Origin of the sequence: Rhodovarius sp. (assembly GCF_040399605.1) — a bacterium.
GTDB lineage: Bacteria > Pseudomonadota > Alphaproteobacteria > Acetobacterales > Acetobacteraceae > Rhodovarius > Rhodovarius crocodyli_A.
The window spans coordinates 1-23,929 of sequence record NZ_JBBARU010000052.1 but is presented as its reverse complement, the minus strand read 5'-3'; the positions used below and the strand labels follow the sequence as shown (position 1 = coordinate 23,929).

The following is a 23,929-nucleotide window of genomic DNA, read 5'->3' as shown; positions in this document are numbered from 1 at the left end:
CCCGACGCGCCGAGAAGGTGCTCACCACCGGCGCCGATGCCGCGATTCTCGACCTTGAGGATGCGGTGGCGATCTCCGCCAAGGTCGCCGCGCGGGCCTTGGTGCGCGCGGCGCTCGAGCGGCCGCGCACCTGCCGCGGCTTTGTTCGGGTCAATAGCTTCGATACCGAATTCTGCCCCGGTGACATCCAGGCCGTGGTCTCCAAGCCATTGGATGGCCTGGTGCTGCCCAAGCTGGAAGAGCCGGCCCAGCTTGTCGCCGTGGATTGGCTGATGCGCGACCTCGAACGCGACCAGGGGCTGCCCGAGCGCGGCATTGAGGTGATGCCCATCATCGAAACCGCGCGCGGCATGGCGGCATTGCCGGCGCTGATGGCCTGCGCCGTGGCCCTGGGCGGGCGGGTGAAGCGCTTCAGCTTCGGCGCGGGCGACTATACGCTCGACCTCGGCATGAGTTGGGACCTTGCCGAGACCGTGCTGGAACCCGCCCGGGCCCAGATGGTGCTGCATAGCCGCGCCGCCGGGCTGGAAGCGCCGATCGACACGGTCTGGATTGAACTGCGCGAGATGGAGGCCTTCCGCGCATCCTGCGCCCGGGGTGTGGCGCTGGGTTTCCAGGGCCGTCTGTGCATCCATCCCGACCAGGTGCCCATCGCCAATGCCGCTTATTCCCCCCCCGAGGCGGAAGTGGCGCGCGCCCATCGCATTGTCGCAGCCTTTGCCGAGGCCGAGGCTGCGGGTCTCGCCTCGATTCAGGTGGAGGGGCGGTTCGTGGATTATCCGATTGTCGAACGGGCGCAGCGGGTCATCGCGCTGGCTGAACGGATCGGGCTTACAATTCGCGCCTGAGTGTGGCGCGATAATGGAAGCGCGGCGCCGGGTGGCAGCTATGCGAGACCTCGAAGACCCGGCCCGTTGCGTCAATGTATCGCCGGCGGATCATCAGCGCCGGCGCGCCGGCCTCGACCTCCAGCAGCGCCGCCTGCGGCGCTGGCACGCCGCCGGCGGAAAGCTCCACATCCACCGAGGCCAGGCGAAGCCCGAAGCGGCGTTCGAGCAGGGCATAGACCGGCCCGGGCTCCTGGCCGATCTCCTCCACGAAGGCGGCGAATGCGGGTGGCAGCAACAGCGTGGTGAAGCAGATGGGCGGGGCGGTGCCGTGCAGCCGGCGGATGCCCTCGACCCGCAGCCAGGTCTCGCCCGCTGGCATGTTCATGAGTGCCGAACTCTCATCATCAAGCACCGATTCCTGGGCGCGCAGCACGCTCAGCCGCGTCTCATCAGGGTATTGCAGCAGCCCGCCGACGCGCGAAATATCCTGCACCAGCCGGCCTGCATCATCATGTGCGATGATGGTGGTGCCGCTGCCCTGGCGGCGGGCGACGAGGCCTGCATCCTCAACCAGCCGAAGCGCCTCACGGATGGTGTGGCGTGAGGCCTGAAAGCGCCCGCAAAGCTCTGTCTCGGTCGGCAGCATGGTGCCGATGGCGTATTGCCCGCCGCGAATTTCCGCCCGCAATGCATCGGCGATCTGGCGGTATCGCGGCCTGGGGGCGGTGATATCCTTCCTGGCGGTCACGCATGCTTCCATGATGGAGGGAGCGCTTTTGTAACTGAGCGGCAGCCACTTCACCAGCGCGAGCAGCGCGCACCAGCCGCATCTTCGGGCAATGCCCCTCGATCTTGTTCCCCCTCGCGCTTCGTGTTTCCGCCTCCTGTTGCGTTCCCGGAGCATCACCCCGGGCGCAGGCCGGCGAGTTCGGCCGCGCGCCGCGCATTGGCCAGTTCTTGCCGGAGAAAGGCGGTGAAACCCTCTGGCGAGCGCTGTGCCTCAATGGATGGAATGGCGCCCACCTCGGCAATGCGAGAGAGCACCGCCGGCTCCGCCAGCGTGGCGGAAACTGCAGCCTGCAAGGTGGTGATCACCTCCGGCGATGCAGCGCTCGGTGCCAGCAATCCGCCATAGCTGCCGGCAGTAAAGCCCGCCAGGCCGGCCTCGATGAAAGTACCCACATTGGGCAGCAAGTCTGAACGCTCCCGCGCTGCTATGGCAATGATCGGCGCCTGGTTGTCCCGGTGCAGCGGCAAGGCTGAGGGAAGCTCGACCATGGCCACCTCCACCGCCCCGCTGATCAGGTCGGGGATCATGGCGCTGCCGCCCCGATAGGGCACATGCGAGGCACGAACATTCGCGTTCGCCATCAGCAGTTCTAACGCCAGATGCGCCGCACTGCCATTGCCCGGGGTCGCCACCGTCACCATGCCGGGGGGCGCGCGCATCAGCCCCAGCAGATCGGCCAGGCTGCGCGCGGCGAGGCGCGGCGTGATCTGGCACACCATGGGCAGGATGCCCACCAGGCCAATCGGCCGGAAATCGCGCTCCACATCATAGGGCAGCCGGGCCTGCAGCACCGGATTGGCCGTCAGCGGCCCACCCGCGCCGAAGAGTAGCGTATAGCCATCTGGCGAGGCCCGCGCGACCAACTCCGCGCCGATGCTGCCGCCCGCACCCGCCCGGTTCTCGATGACCATCGGTATGCCCAGCCGCTCGGCCATGCGAGCGGTGAGGATGCGCGCCAGGATGTCGGTATTGCCGCCGGCGGCGAAGGGGACGATGACGCGTACGGGCCGGTCCGGATAAGCGGCGGCGGCTTTGCGCGTGACAGCAAGGCTGGGCGCTGCGGCGAGCAGCAGGCGGCGAGACCACATCATCGGGGCATCCTCCAATCCGGCATCTGCGGCCGGTTCTGCTGCGAGCATGGCGTGCGGCCTGGCTTGCCGCAAGCGCCGCCATGGCCCAGCATCCGCCCCAATTCATGGGGAGATCTGGGATGGAACAGCGGCGATTGGGGCGAACGGGGCTTTCTGTCTCTGTGCTCGGCTATGGCTGCGGCGCCATTGGCGGGCTGATGGTCAAGGGAAGTGCGGCCGAGCAGGACCGCGCCATTGGCCGCGCGCTGGATCACGGCATCACCTATTTCGATACCGCCGCCGTCTATGGTGACGGCGCCTCTGAACGCAATCTGGGCCGCGCCCTTCGCGGTCTCGGCGCCCATCCCGTGGTCGGGACCAAATTGCGGGTTTTTGCTGGGCAGCGCAACGATATCGCGGGGCGCATCACATCCTCGCTGGAGGAGAGTTTGTCCCGCCTCGGGCGGGATAGCGTGGATATCTTCCAGCTGCACAACCCGATCACCCTCGCGGGTGCGGAGCCATCTTTCACCCCCGAGCAAATCCTCAATGAAGCCGTGCCGGCGCTGGAGCGCCTGCGCGCGGCAGGGAAGTTCCGCTTTTTCGGCATCACGGGCCTGGGCGATGCGGTAGCGCTCCGGCAGGTGCTGGATGTCGGCGGCTTCGCCACCGCGCAGATGCCCTATAACCTTCTCAATCCCAGCGGCATCGGCCCCGCCCGCCCGGATGCGCCCGATCTGGGCGGGGTGATCCGGCATGCGGCCGGGGCGGATATCGGCGTGATGGCCATTCGAATCCTCGCCGGCGGTGCATTGAGCGGCACGGAAGCGCGCAGCCCGCTTGGCGTGCAGAATGTTGAGCCGATCGCCTCGGGCGAGACCTATGCGCAGGATGTTTCGGCGGCGCGACGGTTCCTGCCGCTGGTCGCCGCCGGCCATGCGGCGAATCTCGTGGAACTCGCCTTGCGCTTTGTGATCGGTGCGCCGGAGATTTCGACGAATATCATCGGCACCTCAAGCCTGGAGGAATTGGACCACGCGGTGGCAGCCGTGGCAAAGGGCAGGCTGCCTGATGGATTGTTCCTGGCTTAGCGGAGCCCGGCAGATTTACCAGCGAGCGCTGAACGGGAGGGCATCCGTCCGGGTACCGGTCCCTTGGGGAACCCGCTGGGCGGTAGGCGGTGGCGGCAAGGGGCTGTTAGACAAAGCCGCATGACCGTCACCCAGACCCTCGGCGCCTTCACGGCCCATCATGACGCCCCCTCCGCCGCCCTGCTGCACGCGGCGCGGCGGACATTGCTCAACCATCTCGGCTGCGCCATGGGCGTGGCGCAGGACGCGACCGTGCGCGCCGCACTCAGCGTGATGCTGCCCACCGCCGGCGCGCCCGCCGCCACCGTGATTGGCCAGGCGACGCGTACCGACCCGATGACAGCCGCCTTCGTCAACGCCATCGCCGCCAATCTGCTCGATTATGACGACACCCACCTGGCAACGGTGATCCACCCCGCAGCGCCCATCTTCCCGCCATTGCTGGCGCTGGCCGAGCTGCGCGGATTGCCAGGCACCGCCGTGCTGCATGCCTTCCTGCTCGGCGGCGAGGTGGCCTGCCGCATCGGCCTTGGCGTCTCGCCCGGGCATTACGATCGCGGCTGGCACATCACCGCAACCACCGGCGTGCTGGGCGCCGCCGCCGGCTGCGCGAGGCTGCTGGGGCTGGATGCGGTGCGCTCCGCCCATGCCATTGGTCTCGCCGCCAGCCTCGCGGGCAGCATCGTGGAAAACCTGCCAACGGCCGGAAAGAACCTTGGCGTCGGCAACGCGGCGCGGCACGGGCTGCAGGCGGCGCTCTTCGCCGAAGCCGGCTGGCAGGCGGCACCCACGGCCATCGAGGGCGCTCTGGGCTGGGCGCGCGCCATGGGCGATACGCCCGACCTCTCAGCCATGCTGGAGGGCTTGGGCGATCGCTGGGAAATCGCCCGCAACACCTTCAAACCCTACCCCGCCGGCATCGTCTTCCACGCCGTCATCGACGCGGCAATTGCGCTGCGCGACGCAGCCCCCCTCGATGCGATCACCGCCATCACGGTCGCCGGCGACGCGCTGCTGCTGGCGCGCGGCGACCGCGTGGTGAGCAATGCCCGCGACGCCCGGGTGAGCATCCATCATTGCGTGGCGCTGGGCCTGGTGCGCGGCACGGCGGGGGTTGCGGATTTTGAGGAGCCGGCGGTGGCCGACCCAGCACTCGCCGCCATGCGCGGCCTTGTGCGCGCGGAATTGGACACCGCCCTGCCGCGCGGCGCGGCGCGGGTGACGCTGACCCTCGCGGATGGGCGCAGCCTGACCCACACGGTGGAGACACCACTGGGCAGCGAGGCAAAGCCGCTGAGCGACGCCCAATTGGAGGCCAAGTTCGTGGCGAATGCGCCGCAGGCCGAGGCGGCTATTGCGGCGGTTTGGCGGGATGATCTTCCTGGGTTTATGGCGGCGCTGGGGTGAACAAGCATGGGGGGAGGAAAAAGTGTTTCCTCCCCCCAAACCCCCCGCCATTCCTTTTTTTCAGATAAAAAAAGATGAGAGGTTTGGAGAGAATACTTTCTCTCCAATCTTGCTTTGTTAATCCGGCGTCGCGCCTGAAGCCCTGACGATGGGCAGCCACAGCGCCTGTTGTGCATCCCAGAAACTGGCCAATTCGGCGCCGGTGCTGCCGGCCGGCTCTAGCCCCACCTGCACCAGCCTCGCCCGTGTGGCGGGGCTGCGTACTGCTGCCATCGCGGCCGCCTCCAGCCTGGCCACCGCCGCGGCTGGGGTGTTTTGGGTGGCGAAGATGCCGTGCCAATTGGTGGTCTCATAGCCTGGCAGCCCGGCCTCGGCTGCGGTTGGCACATTGGGCAGGGTGGCGCTTCTGCGTGCCGAGGTCACCGCCAGCGCCCTGATATGCCCAGCCTCGAGCAGGCCGGGGCCGCCGCCCAGCGTATCGACCATGATGTCTGCATTGCCCGCAGCCAGATCCTGCAGCGCGGGGCCGGAGCCGCGATAGGGCACATGCAGCGCCTGCGCCCCGATCATTGTCATCAGCAATTGCGCGGAGAGATGGGTGATCGTGCCATTGCCGGAGGAGGCGTAGGTGTATTTGCCGGGATTGGCCCGCAGCAGCGCGATCAACTCCGCGAGGTTGCGCGCCGGAAAGCGGCCATTCACCAGAATCACATTGGGCAGCACCCCCACCAGCGAGACCGGCAGAAAGGCCTGCCGCACATCGAAGCTGAGGTTGCGATACAGCCCCGCATTGATCACCGCCGAGGAGAGGGTGTGGAAGACGAAGCTGTAGCCATCCGCCGGTGCGGCCAGCGCCGCCTCCGAGCCGAGCACGCCGCCCGAGCCGCCGCGATTCTCCACCACCACCTGCTGGCCCAGCGCCTCGCTCATGCCCTGCGCCATCAGCCGGGCCACGACATCGGCGGCCCCGCCGGCGGCGAAGGGCACGATCATCCGCAGCGACCTGTTGGGGAAACCCGCAGGCTGCGCCCAGGCGCAAGGCGCCGCCAGCATGGCCTTCAGCACGGTGCGACGCATGAACCACTCCCTGTCTTCTCGCAGGAGCCTAGTCGTGCGAATTGTGTATGCAAAGGGTGAGGGATTGCAAATGCCAAGCGAGCCGGATGACGCGCTGCGCGCACAGATCGCCGAGGAACTGCCTGAGATTGCCGAGATCACCGATGCGGGCCTGCGCCGCGGTGTGATCGAGGCCTGGGCGCTGGCCCTTGCCCGCTCCTCATACGCTGCCATTCGCGACATCCCGCCCAGCGGCAACCCGGGCTCGATGACCCTCAAGGCGGGCGACCAGACGCATCACATCCGCGGCGTCACCCGCCTCGCCATGCGCATGGGCCATGAGATGCAGGCCTGCCACCCCGAGATGGCGGTGAAGCATGACATCGTGATTGCCGGCGGCCTTTGCCACGATGTCGGCAAACCCTGGGAATTCGACCCGGAGAACCGCAGGCGTTGGGAGGCAGATCCGCGCGGCGCCGGCCTGCCCAGCATCCGTCACCCCGCCTATGGTGTGCATCTGTGCCTCCTCGCCGGCCTGCCGGAGGAGGTGGCGCATATCGCTGGTGCCCATAGTGGGGAGGGCGAATTGCTGGTGCGCAGCCTGGAGGCCACCATCGTCCACCTCGCCGATATCGGCTATTGGACCCTGGCGCTGGCCGGCGGGCTGATCAAGCCTGAGACGGTCAGCAGCAAATATCGCCGCCCGTTGGTGATGTGATGCAGCGCAGAACCGCCCTCCTGGCCACGCCAGCCCTCCTTGCCCCCACCGCGCGCGCCCAAGGCACCTGGCCCAGCCGGCCTATCCGCCTGATCAGCCCTTTTCCGCCCGGTGGAACGACCGACATCCTGGCCCGGCAGGTTGCCCCTCCCCTGGCCACGGCGCTGGGCCAAGCCGTGGTGGTGGAGAACCGCAGCGGTGGCGCGGGCGCGGTGGGTGTGGTGGAAACGCTGCGCGCGCCCGCCGATGGCCACACCATCTGCCTGACCATCAGCACCTTGGTGACCGGCGCGCTGCTGACGCGCCAGCCCTATCACCCGGTGAATGACGTGGCGCCCATCCTCCACCTCGCCAATGTCGCGAATATCCTGGTGGTGAATAAGGCGCTGCCGATCCATAGCGTGCAGGATTTGATCGCCTATGGCCGCGCCAATCCTGGCCGTCTTTCCTATGGCTCGCCGGGCATTGGCAGCTCGGTCCATATCGCGGGCGAGATGTTCAAGGCGGCGACGGGCATCGACATGGTGCATATCCCCTATCGCGGCGGCGGGCCGGCGCTGGCCGACCTGGTGGGCGGGCAATTGCAGCTGATGTTTGGCAATGCCAGTTCCACCCTGCCTTTCGTCCGCGCTGATTCGCTCCGCGCGCTGGCCGTGACCGCCGCCACCCGCCAGGCCTATTTGCCGGAACTGCCCACGGTGGCCGAGGCCGGGCTGCCCGGCTTCGAGATCGTGGAATGGTACGCGATGATCGGCCCGGCGGGCATCTCGCCTGCCATCATCGCGCGGCTGAACCTGGCCATCATGGCCATTGTCGGCTCGCCCGAGAGCCGTGCCAGGCTGCTCGATCTCGGCGCCGAGGTAATAGGCGGCACGCCCGCGCAATTCGGCGACTATCTCAAGACCGAGATGGAGCGGATGACCACCCTCGTCCGCACCGCCAATCTGCGGATGGAGTGAGCGATGCATCAGGATCTGAAGGGCCGCGTCGCGCTGGTCAGTGGCGCCAGCAAGGGCATTGGCCGTGCCATTGTCGAGCGGCTGGTGGCAGAGGGCATGGATGTGCTGGGCGTGGCGCGTGGTGGCTGCGACGTGCCGGGGGCTGCGGGTTTTGCTGGCGACCTGCGCGATCCCCTGGTGCCCGCCGCCGCGGTGGCCGATGCCATCATGCGCTTCGGCCGGCTGGACCTGCTGGTGAACAGCGCGGGGGCCACGAAGCGCGGCGATTTTCTGACGCTGAGCGATGAGGACTGGGCTGATAGCACCGCCGGGAAGTTTCTGGCGGCCGTTCGGCTGACCCGCGCGGCCTGGCCGCATCTGCGGGCCAGCGAAGGCAGCGTGGTGCATATCGCCGGCGCCGGCGGCAAGATCGCGAGTGCCGATTTCACCATCGGCGGCTCGATCAACGCGGCACTGATGAACCTGACCAAATCCCTGGCTGATCGCGGCGTGCGCGATGGCGTGCGGGTGAATTGCATTAACCCCGGCAGTATCCGCACCGAAAGGCTGACGAGCCGCATCGCGACCGTGATGGAGGAGCGCGGCCTGGACGAGGCTGCGGCGGCCACGGCGCTGGCCGAGGCCACCGGCGTCGCCCGTTTCGGCGAGGCGAGCGAGATCGCCAGCGTCGTCGCGTTCCTCGCCAGTGCTCAGGCCAGCTATATCCAGGGCGCTATCCTCGATGTCGATGGCGGCTGGATCAAGGCGGTATGATCCCCATTTATCAGGTCTATGCCCTGCGCTACGCCATGCGCGAGGCCAGGCGCGCCGAGCATTTCATTGGCGGCGATCCGCATGACGCGCCGATGCCGATGGATTATTTCGTCTGGGCGGCGGTTGGTGCGGGAAAGGCCTGGATTATCGATACCGGCTTCACCGCGGAGGTGGCGGCACGGCGCAAGCGCACCTATCTGCGCTGCCCGATCGAGAGCCTGAAGCTGCTGGGCATCGACCCCGACATGGTCGAGGATGTGATCATCAGCCACCTGCATTACGACCATGTCGGCAGCTTCCACAAATTCGCCAAGGCGCGCTTCCATCTGCAGGAGGCGGAGATGCAATACGCCTGCGGCCATTACATGAAGCACGCCCGCCTGAGGCATTCCTTCGAGGTCGAGGATGTCGCCGGTATCATCCGGATGAATTTCGCCGAGCGCGTGGCATGGCATGATGGCGATGCGGAACTCGCACCGGGGCTGAAGATCCATGCCTGCGGCGGCCATAGCGCCGGGCTGCAATGCGTCACCGTCAACACCGCGCGCGGCACAGTCGTGCTGGCCACCGACGTCACGCATTTCTACGAGAATTTGGAGAAGAACCGCCCTTTCACCACCGCCTTCCATGTCGGCGGCATGCTGGACGGGTTTGACAGGCTGCGCGCCCTCGCGCCCAGCCCGCAGCATATCATCCCTGGCCATGACCCGCTGGTGATGCAGCGCTACCCCGCCGTAACCGGGTTGGAGGGCATTGCTGTTCAGTTGCACGCCCAACCCATCGCCTGAGGCGATGGCACTCGCGCCAGGCGCATCGCCGAGAGGTCACCGGGGGCGAGGTCAATCCGTTCCTGGTGAACGTGAAGGGCGGCCAGGTGCTGGGTGCGCTCATCACGCTGGAGGATGATCTGCCGTCGCATTGAGCAATTGGGCTTGCTGCCCGCCCGCCCAACCGAATAACCAGATCTAACAGCCCCTGCAGCAGCGGGCTTGCATCTTCGCTCCGCCGCCAGAGCCGTTGGAGCGGCGGCCGCAGCCTCTGCTCTGGGCAAGCGCGCCGGCTGAGGAGCCAGCTGCCATGCGAATCCCGGACCCGGCGCGCAGAGCTGGGCAAGCCGCGTAGTTGCGTCTGGTTCAAAAATATGCCGGGAAAGGAATTTATCCTTGCATATCGGCTTATGTTCTGATATATGCCTTGGCATCAATGGGGGTGTTGTGCCTTGTTGGGATGGTTGCGGCTGTTTTTAGGCATCCTGGCCGCGGTTTTGGCGGCGTTTGCCTATGGCTTATGGGCGACCTGGCCTGCCAGGGAATGGACTGGGCAACGCACCACCCTCAGGTTCACTGTGACGGCAATAAGCGAATTGCCCGTTGAATTGGTCGAAATCAATATTGATGGCGTTCCACTGGCGAGTCCCAGAAATATAATTCTCCAGTACCGTCCTGGTGAGCACCCATTTCATTCCTGGTCAGGCTGGGCAACTCCCATTGGCCGAAAACAAATGAAAATCGAAGTTCATTTTCGTTTGTATGGATCCACAGAAATAATGTCTGTAAACAATTTTTAATACCAACATAAATGCGCGAACGTTACTGCCATATAAATATAACATTTAATATTGAAGGGATAAAAATATCCGAATGCCATGGAGATTTCATCTATGGAAAAAATGAGTCGAAAGTAAATCGTCATGTCGATGCTTGATATGCTGCGTATGAGAGAAGTTGTCGACGAGGTCGTCACATTTGCAAATGCGGCAGCCGAAGCTTCGTAACTCCCCGGCGGCCAATTTGGCCCGCGCGATGCCTTCCGCCACATGGTGGGCAGCGCCGAACTGACACGCAGGCTGGGGTTTTGGCCGGCGCGCGTCGTGACCGTGTAAAACGGGCCCCGGTATTGGGTTCCCGAACGGCTGAGGGCTCATCTTAGCGCATAGGTGGCGCCTCAGCTCGTCCAGATGCCCTCCCCTCTCCCACTCCACCTGCCAAAACTCCACCCCGTCGGCTTCTATACCCGCGCCGCCCCGAGGCATTAATCCGCGCTTTTCCGTTTTCGCGGCACAAACCCCCTTGCCCAGCCGCCACCCGTTGAATATCTGAACGGGGTTTCGAACCCAAACCCCATCCGCGAGGGGCCGGGCGCGGTGCCTTCTGGGGCCGCATCCAAGCCGCCGCACACCAGGAGTACACCCGGATGAGCAAAGTCATCGGTATCGATCTCGGCACCACCAATTCCTGCATCGCCATTATGGATGGCGAACCCAAGGTGATCGAGAACGCCGAAGGTGCCCGCACCACCCCCTCCATGGTCGCCTTCGCCAAGAATGGTGAGCGCCTCGTCGGCCAGGCCGCCAAGCGCCAGGCGGTGACCAACCCCACCAATACCCTCTTCGCCACCAAGCGCCTTATCGGCCGCCGGTTCGAGGATGCGATGGTGAAGAAGGAGGCCGGCCTCGCCCCCTATAAGATCGTCGCCGCCGCCAATGGTGACGCCGCCGTGGAGGTTGAGGGCAAGACCTACGCGCCGCAGCAGATTTCGGCCGATATTCTGGCCAAAATGAAGCAAACCGCCGAGGATTTCCTGGGCGAGAAGGTCACCCAGGCCGTCATCACCGTCCCCGCCTATTTCAATGACGCCCAGCGCCAGGCCACCAAGGAGGCCGGCGCCATTGCGGGCCTCGAAGTGCTGCGCATCATCAACGAGCCCACCGCCGCGGCCCTCGCCTATGGCATGGACAAGAAGACCTCCGGCATTATCGCGGTCTATGACCTCGGCGGCGGCACTTTTGACGTCTCCGTGCTCGAAATCGGCGATGGCGTCTTCGAGGTGAAATCCACCAATGGTGACACATTCCTCGGCGGCGAGGATTTCGACCAGCGGGTGATCGATTACCTCGCCGATGAGTTCAAGAAAGAAAACGGCATCGATCTGCGTGGCGACAAACTCGCCCTGCAGCGGATGAAGGAAGCCGCCGAAAAGGCCAAGATCGAGCTGTCCTCCGCCAAGCAGACCGAAATCAACCTGCCCTTCATCACCGCCGATGCCTCCGGCCCCAAGCACCTCGTCATGCAGTTCACCCGCGCCAAGCTGGAAAGCCTGGTGGATGACCTGGTGGCGCGCACCATGGAGCCATGCCGCAATGCGCTGAAGGATGCTGGCCTGACGGCGGGCGAGATCGACGAAGTCATCCTGGTCGGCGGCATGACCCGCATGCCCAAGGTGATCGAGGCCGTCAAACAGTTCTTCGGCAAGGACCCGGCCCGCAACGTCAACCCCGATGAGGTGGTCGCCATCGGCGCCGCCATCCAGGGCGGCGTACTGAAGGGCGATGTGAAGGATGTTCTCCTCCTCGACGTCACACCCCTCTCGCTGGGTATCGAGACGCTGGGCGGCGTCTTCACCCGCCTGATCGACCGCAACACCACCATTCCCACCAAGAAGAGCCAGTCCTTCTCCACCGCCGATGACAATCAGACCGCGGTCACCATCAAGGTGTTCCAGGGCGAGCGTGAAATGGCGGCCGATAACAAGCTGCTCGGCAATTTCGACCTGCAGGGCATCCCCCCCGCGCCGCGCGGCGTGCCGCAGATCGAGGTGACCTTCGACATTGACGCCAACGGCATCGTCTCCGTCAGCGCCAAGGACAAGGCCACCCAGAAGGAGCAGCAAATCAAGATCCAGGCGCGCAGCGGCCTCTCCGAGGCTGATATCGAGCGCATGGTGAAAGAGGCCGAGGCCAATGCCGAGGCTGACCGCCAGCGCCGTGAAGGGGTGGAGGCGCGCAACCAGCTCGATACCCTGGTGCACTCCACCGAGAAGACCATCAAGGAAAACGAAGGCAAGGTGCCCGAGGCCGAGAAACTGGCCGCCGAGCAGGCCATTGCCGCCGCCCGCACCGCGATGGAAGGCCAGGACACCGCCGCCATCCAGGCCGCTGCCGAGGCGCTCAGCCAGGTGGCAATGAAGCTGGGCGAGGCGATGTACAAGGCCCAGGCCGCCGAGGAAGCGCCCGCTGCTGGCGAACAGCCCGGGGCGAAGCCGAATGATAAGGTGGTTGATGCTGAGTTTGAGGAAGTCGATCCTAAGAAGAAGAAACCTAATTGATTTGGTAGAAAACTGGGGGAAATGAATTTCCTCCAGGCCCCCATTCTTTTATTTTTATCTTATTGGCGCTAACTTATCAGCTAGCGCTAATAAATCAAAAATAAAAGAAGGGGGTTCGGGGGAATTCATTCCCCCGATGCTTTTTTTAGGGGCGATCCATGGCTAAACGTGACTACTACGAAGTGCTCGGCGTCCAGCGCAACGCGACTGACGACGACCTCAAGCGCGCCTATCGCAAACTCGCCATGCAGCACCACCCTGACCGCAACCAGGGCAACCCCGCCGCTGAGGGCAAGTTCAAGGAAGCCAATGAGGCTTACGACATCCTCAAGGATGGGGAAAAGCGCGCCGCCTATGATCGTTACGGCCATGCTGCCTTCGAGGGCGGTGGCGGCGGTGGCCAGGGCGGCCCTGGCGGTTTTGAGGATATGTTCGCCGATATCTTCGGCCAATTCACCGGCCGTGGCGGCCAGCGTCAGCAGGCCGGCCGTGGCGCCGATTTGCGGCAGGATATCTCCATCTCCATGGAGGAGGCCTTTGCCGGCACCAAGAAAACACTGCGCGTCCCCTCCTCGGTGCAATGCGATGCCTGCACCGGCAGCGGGGCCGAGGGCGGCAGCGCCAGCGTCCAGCCATGCGGCACCTGCCGTGGCGCGGGCAAGGTGCGCAGCCAGCAGGGGTTTTTTCTGGTCGAACGAACCTGCCCCACCTGCTCGGGCAGCGGGCGGATCATCAAGAACCCCTGCAAGATCTGCCTCGGCGCTGGCCGGGTGCAGCGCGACCGCACGCTCAACGTCACCATTCCCGCCGGCGTGGAGGATGGCACCCGCATCCGCCTGACCGGCGAGGGCGAGGCCGGCCTGCGCGGTGCGCCGGCTGGCGATCTCTATGTCGATGTCGGCGTGAAGGCGCACCCCATCTTCCAGCGCGAGGGACCCAATATCATGGTCCGCGTGCCGCTGCGCATGACCCAGGCGGCGCTGGGCGGGCAGATCGAGGTGCCCTCCATCGATGGCGGCCGCTCGCGCGTCACCATTCCCGCCGGCACCCAGTCGGGCGATTCCTTCCGCCTGCGCGGCAAGGGTTTCTCCGTGCTGCGCAACCCTGCCCGTGGCGACATGTATGTTCAGGTGGCGGTCGAAACCCCGCAGAACCTCAGCGCCAAGCAGAAGGAATTGCTGGAGGCTTTCGAGGCTGAGGCGGTGCAGAGCGGCAAATCCTCCCCCGAAAGCGAGGGCTTCTTCGCCAAGGTGAAGGATTTCTGGGACGGGTTAGGGCGGTAATTACACCCCCCGCTGCCGCCCGGCCCAAACCCGGGCGATGGTCGGCGGGTTGAGCAGCCGGCGCGCGGTCTCGGCCGCCTCCTCGCGCGAAAGACTTGGCACGGGGAGATGCGGCGCGCCGCAACTCAGCGCCACGGCGGCATTCTCGGCCATATAGATCGCGATCATCACCGCCTCGGCAATGCCCGAGCCCACCACCACGGCGCCATGTGCGCGCAGCAGGGCAGCACGGTTGCCGCCCAGCGCCTCGGCCAGACTATCGGCCTTGGCCAGGGTATCGACCAGCATGCCCGAGGCGCCGAAGGGTGCGCTGTCCCACACCGGCACATCCCAACCCATGATCGCACCGGTATGAAACACCGGCCGCAGCGGCGGCGCGCCGGGCATGGTGAAGGGCAGCAACGGCCTCGCATGATGATGGATGCACACCATCACATCGGGCCTGGCGGCAAAAATGCGCGCATGCAGCACCGCCTCCGAATAGCTGTGCACCGTGGCATCCTCGCAGCGCCCCTCAGCATCATAGCGCCGCAGATCAGCCGCCGTTACCGCATTGGGCGGCAGGGCGCGGGAGAGCCAGAAGCGGCTGGGGTCGCTGCCATCGCGCAGCGCGACATGGCCGAAATCATCCACAATGCCCTCCCGTGCGAGGAGTCGATTGGCCTGGGCCAGCATTTCAAGCTCTTGCGGTTCAGTGGCCACGGCGTATTCCTTTGGCAGATGATCGAAAGAACACCGATGCACCGCCGCGCCCTGCTTGTCATGCCCTCCCTCGCCCTGGCCGGGGCGGCGCGCGCGCAATCTGCCGGCGTGCGGCTCGTGGTGCCTTTTCCCCCCGGTGGCGGCATTGATGTCTCGGGCCGCATTTTCGCCGAGGCGCTGACCCAGTCGCAGGGCGCGCCATGGGTGGTGGAGAACCGCTCCGGCGCCAATGGCGCGGTGGGCAGCGCTGCGGTGGCCCGCGCCGAGGCCGATGGCCGCACCCTGCTATGCAATTCGGACAGCCATCTCCTGGCCCGCGGCGTGATGGCCCGGGTGCCCTATGACCCCATCGCCGATTTCACCCCCATCGCCCGCCTGGCCATCTCGCCGCTGGTGCTGGTGGGCGCGCCGGGGTTGGCGGCGGCGGATCTGCCGGCGCTCATCGCCGATATCCGCGCCCGGCCTCAGGCGCATGCCTTCGCCAATACCTCGCTCGGCACCTCCGGCCATCTCGCCACCGAGTTGTTCCGGCTGGAAGTGGGCGTTCCGGTCCTGATCGTCTCCTATCGCGGCACCGGGCCCGCCATCGCCGATGTGGTCGGTGGCCAGACCAGCCTGATGATGGCGCCGCTGCTCTCGGCCCTGCCGCTGGTGCGGGCGGGGCGGCTGAAGGCCTATTGCGTGACCGGGCCGGGCCGCACCGCTGTGGCGCCAGAAATCCCCAATGCGGCCGAGATGGGCATGCCCGCACTCGCCCCCGTCGCCCCCTGGTTTGCCTTTTGGGGGCCGCGCGGCCTGGCCCCGGCCGAGGTCACCCGGCTCAATGCCGCGGTGCAGGCGGCGGCGGCCACGCCCGAGGTGGCGCGCAAGCTGGGTGACCTGGGCGGGCAACCGGTGCTGGGCGAAACCGCCGCGCAATTCGAAGCCTTTATCGCCGAGGCCGCGCCGCGCGGCCTGTCCATCCTCAGCCGTGCCGGCGTGCAGCCGGAGTGATCAGCGCAGGCTGTTGATCAGCTTGTTATTCGCGTCGCTGATCATGCCCGGGATAAGAAAGCCATCGATCAGCCACCACAGCCCGATCACCGCCAGCCCGATGAAGCCCACCAGAATCAACATGCCGACGCAGGACAGTATGAAGAGCACAAGCATGATCAGCCCAGAGACTATGCGGCCGAGATAGAAGCGATGCGCCCCCAGATAGCCGGCGAAGAACCACAGCAGATAGGCGATCAGCGCGGTTTTCTTGTTGGCGTCATAGCGCATCATCTGCTGCGCGGCGTTGATGTCATTGGGCGTTTGCATGGCGTGTTGTCCTGGCCGGTCGTCGGCACGGGTACATCCTACCACGGCACCGAGGCAACCGCTTGCCCTCAGGTTTTACCCACCAGCCCCCGCCCGCGCCGCACCGCATCCTCGCCAAAGCGCTGGCGCAGGCTCTCCATCGCCGCCCAGCGCGCCCTCCGCCGCTCGGCATCGGGGTCGGCCAGATCGGGTTGGTCGGCATCGCCGGCCGGCATCAACGGGCTGGCGCCGATGCCCAGCAGGCGGAAGGCGGTGCCATCCACCTCCCGCGCCAGCAGGTTCCTCGCGGCGGCGAACAGGATATCGGGCACCAGCGAAGGCGCGGCGAGCCGCGCCGCCCGGGTGCGGCTGGCAAAGCCGGCGGTCTTGAGCTTCAGCACCACGCCGCCGGCGGAAAAATCCTTCGCCGCCAGCCGGCGCGAGAGTGTTTCGCACAGCCGCCACAGCACCACCTCCAGCTCGGCCTGGTTGGTCATATCGGTTTCGAAAGTGGTCTCGGCGCTCACACTTTTGGTCTCGCGCCCGGGCACCACGGGGCGGTTATCCTCGCCGCGGGCGCGGGCGGCCAGGCTTGGCCCCTCCTCGCCAAAGCGCCGCGCGGCGTCACGCGCATCCAGCGCCGCTAGTTGGCCGAGGCGGGTAAACCCCGCCGCATGCAGCTTCGCCGCCATCGCTGCGCCGACGCCGGGCAGCAGCCGCACCGGCTCGCCCGCCAGCAGCCCCGCCGCCTCGGCCCGGCCTATCACCGCAAAGCCGCGTGGCTTGTCCCGCCCGGCCGCAATCTTCGCCAGCAGCCGATTGGCGGCGAGGCCCACGGAAATCGTCACCCCCACCTCGCGCTCCACCCGGCGGGCGAATGCCGCCAGCACGGCGGCGGGTGGTGCGCCATGCAGCGCCTCGGTGCCCGAGAGGTCAAGCACCGCCTCGTCAATACTCATCGGCTCCACCAGCGGCGTGAGCCCCTGCATCATGACGCGGATGCGCGCGCCCTCGGCGGCGTATTTCGCCATATTGGGCCGCAGCACCACCGCATCGGGGCAGGCCGCCAGCGCCTTGAACATCGGCATGGCCGAGCGCACGCCGCGGGTGCGGGCAATATAGCAGCAGGCCGCCACCACCCCGCGCCGGCCCCCGCCCACGATCACCGGCTTGGCCGCCAGTTCCGGCGCGTCGCGTTTTTCCACGCTGGCGTAGAAAGCGTCGCAATCAATATGGGCGATGGTCAGCGCGAAGAGTTCATCATGGCGCAGCACGCGGCGGCTGTGGCAGGCGGGGCAGATGGCGGAGGCAAAACCCTGTTCGCCGCAATCGCGGCACAGGCTCTGCGCCGTCACCACAGCCGGGCCGCGCCCAGCACGCCGGAGCTGTCACCATGCCGGGCCGGCACCAGCCTGGTGCGCACCACATCGGAAAACACCCATTGGCCCCAAAGCCTGGGCACCTCGACATAAAGATGCGCCATATTCGACAGCCCACCCCCCAGCACGATGCAATGCGGGTCGAGCATATTGATGACATGGGCCAGCGCCCGGGCCAGCCGATGGCTGTGCCGGGCCAGTGCCGCCGCCGCCTGCCTATCCCCCGCCGCCGCCCGCGCCGGCAGGGCAGCGGCATCGCGCGCCTCAGGCCCATCCGCATCAGTTGCCAGCGCCGGGCCGCAGAGGAAGGTTTCGATGCAGCCCTCCCGGCCGCACCAGCAGCGGCGCCCAGGGTGTTCGTCGCGGCTCATCCAGGGCAGGGGGTTATGGCCCCATTCGCCCGCCACCCGATTGGCACCCTCGATCACCCGGCCATTGATCACCAGCCCAGCGCCCACCCCGGTGCCTAGGATGGCGGCGAAGACCATGGCCTCGCCCGCCGCCGCGCCATCCGCCGCCTCGCTCATGGCCAGGCAATTCGCGTCATTGCTCAGCCGGATGGGGCGGGCCAATACGCGCTCCAGATCCTCCTGCAGCCGCCCGCCATTCAGCCAGGTGGAATTGGCGCCGCGCACCAGGCCAGTGGCCGGGCTGAGGCTGCCGGGAATGCCAATGCCCAGGGAACAGCAGGCGCCCAGCTCGGCCTCGGCCCCGGCCACCAGCCCGGCAATCGCCGCCAGAACGCCATCATAGCTGCGCGGCGTGGCCACCCGGCGGCGCAGCACCACCTCGCCGGCGCCATCGAGCACCGCCACCTCGATCTTCGTGCCGCCCAGATCCACACCCATGCGCATGCGCCACCCTGACCCAAGCCACCCCTTGCCGGCAAGCCTCGCCTCATGCTGCATGGCAGATATGGAACAGACCCTGGATGTGCGCGGCCTGCGCTGCCCCCTGCCGGTGCTCAAGGCCAATAAGGCGCTGCGCGGCATGCCGCCGGGCGCTGAGTTGACCGTGCTGGCCACCGACCCGGCTGCCGAGGCCGATTTCCCCGCCTTCGCCAGCGAGACCGGCCATGCCCTGCTCAGCGCCACCCGCGAGGGCGATGATTTCCGCTTCGTGCTGCGCCGGCGCGCCGATGGCTGACAAACCCATCCTCTACCTCACCCACGAGGCCTGCCTCGGCCATGATATGGGCGAGGGCCATCCGGAATGCCCGGACCGGCTGCGCGCAATCTGGCAGGCGCTGGAAGCACCTGATTTCGCCGCCCTGCATCGAGAGGCGGCGCCGGCGGCGACTGAGGCGCAACTCGCCCGCGCCCATCCGCCCGCCTATGTCTCAGCCATCCTCGATATCCGCCCCGAGGCGGGGGAGCGTGCGCGGCTCGATGCCGATACCATCATGAGCCATGGCAGCGCCGAGGCCGCGCTGCGTGCCGCCGGCGCGGGCATTCGTGCCGTCGAGGCGGTGTTACGCGGCGAGGCGCGGGCCGCCTTTTGCGCGGTGCGCCCGCCCGGCCATCATGCCGAGCCTGAGCAGCCCATGGGCTTTTGCCTGTTCAGCAATGTCGTGGTGGCCGCCCGCCATGCCCAGGCCGAACTCGGCGTGGCACGGGTGGCGATCGTCGATTTCGATGTGCATCACGGCAATGGCACCCAGGCCTGTGTCGAGGCTGATCCCTCGATCCTATTCATCTCCAGCCACCAAATGCCGCTCTATCCCGGCACCGGCGCGGCCGCCGAGCGTGGCGTGGGCAATGTGCTGAACATCCCGCTGCCGCCCGGCGCCGCCGGCGAGCATTTCCGCCTGGCCTGGGCCGAAGCCCTGCCGCGCCTGACCGGTTTCGCCCCCGGCCTGATCCTCATTTCCGCCGGCTTTGACGCCCATATCCGCGACCCGCTGGCGCAATTGCGGCTCAATGAGGTGGATTTCGCCTGGATCACCCGCGCCATCATCGAAGCCGCCCCCGGCGTGCCGGTGGTGAGCATGCTGGAGGGTGGCTATGATCTGCAGGCCCTGGCCGCCAGCACGGCGGCGCATGTGCTGGCGCTCAGCGCGGCAATGGCTGGCGATTGAGCGCTGCCGCCAATTCCGCTTCCATCACCGCCAGGGCTGCGCCCAGGGCGGCGACCATGGCGCGGGCATCGGCGGCCTCACCCTCGCCCTGCCGCGCGGCGGTGCCATGGGCGCCGAATTGCCCGCGCAGCCGCGCCGAGGCCAGGCCGCTCTCCTCCACCAGCAAGACGCTCAGCGTGGCGCGCGCCGTGCCAGAGGCATCAACCTCCAGCGCCAGCAATTCGCTTTCCAGCACCAGCGCGGCCGCGATGCGCGAGCCCGGCGCGGCGACAGCGGCGAACATCCCGCTGGCGCGCAGCCAGGCCCGCAGGCTGGCCTCTGCCGCCTCGGCCGGTGGGGCGGCCCATTCGGCATAGGCCGCGATGGCCAGGGTGCCATCGGCACGAATGCTGCGCAGGCCGCGCCGGTCCAGCCCCGGCCCCGCGCGCATGTCGCGCACCAGCAGCGCCTCGCGCCCGGCAGGGCGGCGGGCCGGCAATTCCGCCGGGCGCGCTGCCTCGAGCGGAAAGCGGCGGGTTTCAACATAGGGCCGGTCCGGCAGCACCGAGCAGCCGGGCAGCAGCAAAGCGAGGGCGAGGCGTCGGTTCATCGGTTGGCTCCGGCGGGCAGCGGGGGCGGCCCCCCCAGCAGGGTCTGGCTGGGCGAGCGCCGCAGCGCCTCGGTCACATCGCGCAGATTGGCGGTCATGGCGCGCAGGTCGCGCAGGATGGGCACCAGATCCGCCTGCACATCCAGCGTGGCCCCACGCGCGCTGCGCAGCCCGGCCTCCAACTGATTGACCGTGCTGGGCAGGCGGGCGGCGGCGGCGCGCAACTCGGCCATGGCGGCGCTGCTATTGGTCAGGGTCTGGCGCAGCTCCCGGCTCTCCACCAGGGCGTGAATGCCGGCGATGGTGGAGCGGGTTTCAGCCACCATGCTCGGCAGATCCGCCGCCTCCACGGTGGAGCGCAGGCTGCGCAGCAGGGCCGAGGTTTCGGCCAGCGCCACCTGCAGGTCACCACCCGGCGCGGCCTGCGCCCGGGCATCGGTCACGAGGCCCAGGAAACTATCGAATAATTCCTTGAAATCGAGCGATTCTATTCGGGCGAGCAGCGCCGTCGCCGCATCCTGCACCTGGGCCGAGGTGGAGGGGATGGAGGGAATGAAATTCACCGCGGGGGTGAAGGGCAGGGCGGGGGCGGGGAAGCGGTTCGCATCGGCGAAATCAAGCTCAATGTAACCCACTCCCGTCAGCCCCTGGGATGAAAGCCGGGCGCGCAGCCCCAGCCGCACTGCATCCTCCAGCGAGCCTGTGGGCCGTGCCTGGCGCACATCCACCGTGAAGCGCACCAGCACCAATTGAAAGGCATTGGAGAATTGCACCCGTGGGTCCATCTCGTAGCGCGAGCTGACAAGGGCGATCTCGGTCACCCGCCCCAGCGCCACGCCACGAAAGCGCACGGCAGCGCCCACCTCCAGCCCCTGGACGGATTCGCGGATATAGGTTTCGAACACCTCACCCTGGTTGCGCAGACGCTCGCCGGTGAGGAAGAGGGTGAAGCCGATCAATAGGCCAAAGCCCACCAGCACCAGCAGGCCCACGGCAAAGGGCGTCTTCATGCGCGCATGACCTCGCGGCGGAAAAAGGCGCGCACCGTGGGATTGTCGCTATGGTCGCGCAATTCCTTGGGCTTGCCGGTGGCAATCATCCCGCCAGCCTCCTTGTCGAGCATGATGCAGCGATCTCCGATGGCGAGGATGCTTTGCAATTCGTGGGTGACCACGACGAAGGTCGTGCCCGTCTCGCGCGAGAGGGTCATGATCAACGCGTCGAGCCCGGCCGAGGTGATGGGGTCGAGCCCTGCGCTGGGCTCATCGAGGAAGAGGATTTCCGGGTCGAGCGCCATGGCGCGGGCGATGCCGGCGCGCTTGAGCATGCCGCCGGAAATCTCGGCCGGCAGCCGCGTGGCCGCATCGCCCAGCCCCACCAGGCCGAGCTTGGCGCGGGCCAGGGCGTCACGCGCGGCGGGGGGCAGTTGGGTGTGCTGCTCCATCGGCAGCGCCACATTCTGCATCAGGTTGAGGGAGCCGAGCAGCGCGCCCTGCTGCCACATCACCCCAATCCGGGCCAGCGCGTCGCGCCGCTTCTGCCCGGTCAGCCGCGCCAGCTCCTCGCCCAGCACCAGGGCGCGGCCCGATGTGGGCGGTAGCAGGCCGATCAGGATTTTCAGCAAGGTCGATTTGCCGCAGCCTGAGCCGCCCAGAATCACAAAAATCTCGCCGCGCCGCACCTCGAAGCTGACATCATTGAAGATGCTGCGGCTGCCAAAGCGAATGCCGATGCCCTCGGCCTGGATGATGGAGGCGGCCTCGGCCATGCTCACCAGCCCAGCCGGAAGAACAGCACGGCGAAGATACCATCCAGCACCACGGTGGCGACGATGGAGGCCACCACCGCGCCCGTCGCCGCATCGCCCACTGCGCGCGGCCCACCGCCCGCCTTGAGGCCGGAGCGGCAGCCTATCAGCCCAATGGCGAGGCCAAAGCAGGCCGCCTTGAACAGCCCGCCCACCATATCGCCCACCTGCAGATATTGCCGCAGCTGCGACAGCACGGCGGGCGGCGGATAGCCCAGCGTTGCCATCACAAACCCCATCCCCACAAGGCCCGAAAGGGTGACCACCAGCGCCAGCACCGGCATCACCAATATGGTCGCCAGAATGCGTGGCAGCACCAGCCAGGCCAAGGGATCCACCCCCATGGTGGCGAGTGCGTCGATCTCGTCATTGACCTTCATGGTCGCCAATTCGGCGGCATAGGCGCTGCCCGAGCGCCCGGCCAGGATGATCGCCGCCATCAGCCCACCGAGTTCGCGCAGCAGGCTGATACCCACGAGATTGGGGATGAAAATCTCAGCGCCATATTGCCGCATCGGGATCGAGGACTGGAACGCCAGAATTACGCCAAACAGCGTGCCCAGCAGGGCACAGAGCCCAAAGGCGGCGGTCCCGGCCTCAGCCAGATGGCGCAGCACCTCCACCCGGCGCATCCGCCAGGGGCGGGCGAGCATGGCCAGCGTGCCCAGCGTGACCTCGCCCAGGAAGCTCACCCGGCGGCCGAGGCCGCCGATGCCGTTCAGCACCGCCATGCCGATGCGGCTGACCCAATGCGGTTGCAGTGCGGGTTTGGGTGGTGGTGCTGCGGCCAGGGCAAGGCGCATCCGCTCCAGCGTCGCGGCGGCCTTGGCATCCTGCGGCGGGCGGAGTTCAGACCCGCCTGCGGCCTCCAGCAGCAACACCGCACCGGCCGAATCCAACTTGGTCACGCCAGAGGCGTCGATCGTCACGCGCCGTTCAGCCACCGCCCCCAGCATTGGCCGCCACAGCGCCGCGGCCGCGGGCAGGTCCAGCGTGGCGGGCGGACGCAGCACCATCGCGTCGCCTTCCTGAACGAGATCCACAGCCGTCATGCGGGAGATATGGCCTCTGGTTTTGGTAATTTTAGCATATAATTCTCGGGTCGCCAATTGGCGCCCGCAGATTCAGCGCCCGCCTGGGGCAAAGGCGTGGAACAGCACCGCCGCCGCCGCCGAAACATTGAGGCTTTCCACCGGCCCCAGCGCCGGCAGGGTGCAGCCGCCGGCGCAGGCGGCCAGCACGGCGGCATTGGGCCCGGTTTCCTCATTGCCCAGCACCAGCGCCACGGGCTTGCCCTGCGGCACCTGGGCGGGCGGAACGCCGCCAGCGGCGACGGCGGCCACCGGCAGCACCCGCCCCTCCAGCCGGCGCAGCAGGCTGGGCAGATTGTCGGTGCGGAAGACCGTCAGATGTTCAACCGCGCCCTCGCTGGTGCGGAAGGCGGCGTCGGACAGATCGGCCTGGCGCGGATCATCGCCCAGAATAACGGCACGGGCGCCAAAAAACGCCGCCGAGCGCAGAATCGCCCCCAGATTATGCGGATTGCCAATGCCATCGAGCACCGGCAGCAGCGGCGCGGACCACAGGATGGGCGGCAGCGGCCCTTCCAGCATCTCGGCCTTTTTCGGCACCGCAATGGCAACAATGCCGCCATGATGCTGGGTGCCGCCGACGCGAACGAGTTCCTCGGGCCAGACTTCGCGGAAAATCCGCCGGGTGCGCGCCATATGCCGCGCCAGCGGCTCGGCAAAAGCCGCCCGCTCGGGGTCAAAGAACAGCCGCAGCACATCCTGCGGCCGGCGCAGGAACAGGGCGCGGACGGCGTTGGGGCCGCAAATGCGTTGGGGGTCAGGGTCTCGCAAGGTGACGCAGTGTTTGCGCCAGCGCGTCGGCCACCGCAATGGTGCCAGAGGTGTCAGCGTGGCGTTGGCCGGGGATGCGCACGCCTTCATCCTCCAACATCGTCGTGATCAGCGCCTCTATACGGCCGAGATAGACAGCTTGGCCGGCCAGCGCGCCGGGGTCGATCACCA

At 67.1% G+C, this 23,929-nt stretch carries 24 protein-coding genes and 1 pseudogene; 12 read left to right on the top strand and 13 right to left on the bottom strand.

What is annotated here, in order from left to right; genetic code table 11:
* The coding region (locus ABWP84_RS13205; RefSeq protein WP_353212504.1) for a CoA ester lyase at window positions 1–848 on the top strand (848 nt) is incomplete at its 5' end.
* On the opposite strand, the gene ABWP84_RS13200 is transcribed toward ABWP84_RS13205, so the two are convergent.
* Together ABWP84_RS13200 and ABWP84_RS13195 are read right to left on the bottom strand one after the other, a co-directional pair.
* On the bottom strand, window positions 832–1,578 hold the full coding sequence (locus tag ABWP84_RS13200) for a GntR family transcriptional regulator (RefSeq protein ID WP_353212503.1): 747 nt from the start codon (window positions 1,576–1,578) through the stop codon (window positions 832–834). The genes ABWP84_RS13205 and ABWP84_RS13200 overlap by 17 nt on opposite strands.
* A 155-nt stretch (window positions 1,579–1,733) precedes the next feature.
* Window positions 1,734–2,711, bottom strand: a complete 978-nt coding sequence (locus ABWP84_RS13195) for a tripartite tricarboxylate transporter substrate-binding protein (RefSeq protein ID WP_353212502.1) — start codon at window positions 2,709–2,711, stop codon at window positions 1,734–1,736.
* A gap of 119 nt (window positions 2,712–2,830) precedes the next feature.
* Here ABWP84_RS13195 and ABWP84_RS13190 point away from each other — a divergent pair, with 119 nt between their 5' ends.
* Together ABWP84_RS13190 and ABWP84_RS13185 are read left to right on the top strand one after the other, a co-directional pair.
* Window positions 2,831–3,781, top strand: a complete 951-nt coding sequence (locus tag ABWP84_RS13190) for an aldo/keto reductase (RefSeq protein WP_353212501.1) — start codon at window positions 2,831–2,833, stop codon at window positions 3,779–3,781.
* Between the two features lie 120 nt (window positions 3,782–3,901).
* On the top strand, window positions 3,902–5,188 hold the full coding sequence (locus ABWP84_RS13185) for an MmgE/PrpD family protein (RefSeq protein WP_353212500.1): 1,287 nt from the start codon (window positions 3,902–3,904) through the stop codon (window positions 5,186–5,188).
* Between the two features lie 117 nt (window positions 5,189–5,305).
* On the opposite strand, the gene ABWP84_RS13180 is transcribed toward ABWP84_RS13185, so the two are convergent.
* Window positions 5,306–6,265, bottom strand: coding sequence for a tripartite tricarboxylate transporter substrate-binding protein (locus tag ABWP84_RS13180; protein WP_353212499.1), 960 nt, complete (start codon window positions 6,263–6,265; stop codon window positions 5,306–5,308).
* Between the two features lie 70 nt (window positions 6,266–6,335).
* Here ABWP84_RS13180 and ABWP84_RS13175 point away from each other — a divergent pair, with 70 nt between their 5' ends.
* From ABWP84_RS13175 to dnaJ, 6 genes are all read left to right on the top strand, one after another.
* Window positions 6,336–6,962, top strand: coding sequence for an HD domain-containing protein (locus tag ABWP84_RS13175; RefSeq protein WP_353212498.1), 627 nt, complete (start codon window positions 6,336–6,338; stop codon window positions 6,960–6,962).
* Complete coding sequence (locus ABWP84_RS13170; protein WP_353212497.1) at window positions 6,962–7,921, top strand: tripartite tricarboxylate transporter substrate binding protein; 960 nt, start codon at window positions 6,962–6,964, stop codon at window positions 7,919–7,921. The genes ABWP84_RS13175 and ABWP84_RS13170 overlap by 1 nt, the downstream gene beginning before the upstream one ends.
* 3 nt (window positions 7,922–7,924) lie before the next feature.
* Complete coding sequence (locus ABWP84_RS13165) at window positions 7,925–8,674, top strand: SDR family oxidoreductase (protein ID WP_353212496.1); 750 nt, start codon at window positions 7,925–7,927, stop codon at window positions 8,672–8,674.
* Window positions 8,671–9,462: an N-acyl homoserine lactonase family protein gene (locus tag ABWP84_RS13160; RefSeq protein WP_353212495.1), complete on the top strand. Its 792-nt coding sequence runs from the start codon at window positions 8,671–8,673 to the stop codon at window positions 9,460–9,462. Before ABWP84_RS13165 ends, ABWP84_RS13160 begins: the two co-directional genes overlap by 4 nt.
* A gap of 1,405 nt (window positions 9,463–10,867) precedes the next feature.
* Entirely contained in the window at window positions 10,868–12,778 is a 1,911-nt protein-coding gene (gene dnaK, locus ABWP84_RS13155) for a molecular chaperone DnaK (protein ID WP_353212494.1), read from the top strand.
* Window positions 12,779–12,936: 158 nt separating this feature from the next.
* Complete coding sequence (dnaJ, locus tag ABWP84_RS13150; RefSeq protein ID WP_353212493.1) at window positions 12,937–14,061, top strand: molecular chaperone DnaJ; 1,125 nt, start codon at window positions 12,937–12,939, stop codon at window positions 14,059–14,061.
* On the opposite strand, the gene ABWP84_RS13145 is transcribed toward dnaJ, so the two are convergent.
* Window positions 14,062–14,763, bottom strand: coding sequence for a class II aldolase/adducin family protein (locus tag ABWP84_RS13145; RefSeq protein WP_353212492.1), 702 nt, complete (start codon window positions 14,761–14,763; stop codon window positions 14,062–14,064). It abuts the gene before it with no gap.
* Window positions 14,764–14,781: 18 nt separating this feature from the next.
* Between ABWP84_RS13145 and ABWP84_RS13140 the strand changes: the two genes are divergently transcribed.
* Window positions 14,782–15,756: a tripartite tricarboxylate transporter substrate binding protein gene (locus ABWP84_RS13140; RefSeq protein ID WP_353212491.1), complete on the top strand. Its 975-nt coding sequence runs from the start codon at window positions 14,782–14,784 to the stop codon at window positions 15,754–15,756.
* Here ABWP84_RS13140 and ABWP84_RS13135 read toward each other — a convergent pair whose 3' ends face one another.
* The 3 genes from ABWP84_RS13135 to ABWP84_RS13125 all read right to left on the bottom strand — a co-directional run bounded on the left by ABWP84_RS13135 (window position 15,757) and on the right by ABWP84_RS13125 (window position 18,277).
* Window positions 15,757–16,065: a TM2 domain-containing protein gene (locus tag ABWP84_RS13135; protein WP_353212490.1), complete on the bottom strand. Its 309-nt coding sequence runs from the start codon at window positions 16,063–16,065 to the stop codon at window positions 15,757–15,759.
* A 68-nt stretch (window positions 16,066–16,133) separates the two neighbouring features.
* The gene (locus ABWP84_RS13130) at window positions 16,134–17,399 is read right to left on the bottom strand and encodes a DNA polymerase IV (RefSeq protein WP_353212489.1); all 1,266 of its coding nucleotides are present in this window, start codon (window positions 17,397–17,399) and stop codon (window positions 16,134–16,136) included.
* On the bottom strand, window positions 17,396–18,277 hold the full coding sequence (locus ABWP84_RS13125; RefSeq protein WP_353212488.1) for an ROK family protein: 882 nt from the start codon (window positions 18,275–18,277) through the stop codon (window positions 17,396–17,398). Before ABWP84_RS13125 ends, ABWP84_RS13130 begins: the two co-directional genes overlap by 4 nt.
* 61 nt (window positions 18,278–18,338) lie before the next feature.
* On the opposite strand from ABWP84_RS13125, the gene ABWP84_RS13120 reads away from it, so the two are divergent.
* Together ABWP84_RS13120 and ABWP84_RS13115 are read left to right on the top strand one after the other, a co-directional pair.
* Entirely contained in the window at window positions 18,339–18,569 is a 231-nt protein-coding gene (locus tag ABWP84_RS13120) for a sulfurtransferase TusA family protein (RefSeq protein WP_353212487.1), read from the top strand.
* Window positions 18,562–19,500: a histone deacetylase family protein gene (locus ABWP84_RS13115; RefSeq protein WP_353212486.1), complete on the top strand. Its 939-nt coding sequence runs from the start codon at window positions 18,562–18,564 to the stop codon at window positions 19,498–19,500. The genes ABWP84_RS13120 and ABWP84_RS13115 overlap by 8 nt, the downstream gene beginning before the upstream one ends.
* On the opposite strand, the gene ABWP84_RS13110 is transcribed toward ABWP84_RS13115, so the two are convergent.
* The 6 genes and pseudogenes from ABWP84_RS13110 to ABWP84_RS13085 form a co-directional block, all read right to left on the bottom strand.
* Entirely contained in the window at window positions 19,475–20,089 is a 615-nt protein-coding gene (locus ABWP84_RS13110; RefSeq protein WP_353212485.1) for an ABC-type transport auxiliary lipoprotein family protein, read from the bottom strand. The two genes, ABWP84_RS13115 and ABWP84_RS13110, sit on opposite strands and share 26 nt — an antisense overlap.
* Entirely contained in the window at window positions 20,086–21,099 is a 1,014-nt protein-coding gene (locus tag ABWP84_RS13105) for an MlaD family protein (protein WP_353212484.1), read from the bottom strand. The genes ABWP84_RS13110 and ABWP84_RS13105 overlap by 4 nt, the downstream gene beginning before the upstream one ends.
* Window positions 21,096–21,857 (bottom strand): ATP-binding cassette domain-containing protein, encoded by a 762-nt coding sequence (locus tag ABWP84_RS13100; protein ID WP_353212505.1) that lies wholly within the window; start codon window positions 21,855–21,857, stop codon window positions 21,096–21,098. Before ABWP84_RS13100 ends, ABWP84_RS13105 begins: the two co-directional genes overlap by 4 nt.
* Before the next feature lie 2 nt (window positions 21,858–21,859).
* Complete coding sequence (locus ABWP84_RS13095) at window positions 21,860–22,948, bottom strand: ABC transporter permease (RefSeq protein WP_353212483.1); 1,089 nt, start codon at window positions 22,946–22,948, stop codon at window positions 21,860–21,862.
* A 72-nt stretch (window positions 22,949–23,020) separates the two neighbouring features.
* Window positions 23,021–23,758: an RNA methyltransferase gene (locus ABWP84_RS13090; RefSeq protein WP_353212482.1), complete on the bottom strand. Its 738-nt coding sequence runs from the start codon at window positions 23,756–23,758 to the stop codon at window positions 23,021–23,023.
* Window positions 23,745–23,929 (bottom strand): annotated as a pseudogene (locus ABWP84_RS13085) (malate dehydrogenase); the annotation flags it as partial. The gene ABWP84_RS13090 and the pseudogene ABWP84_RS13085, both read right to left, overlap by 14 nt.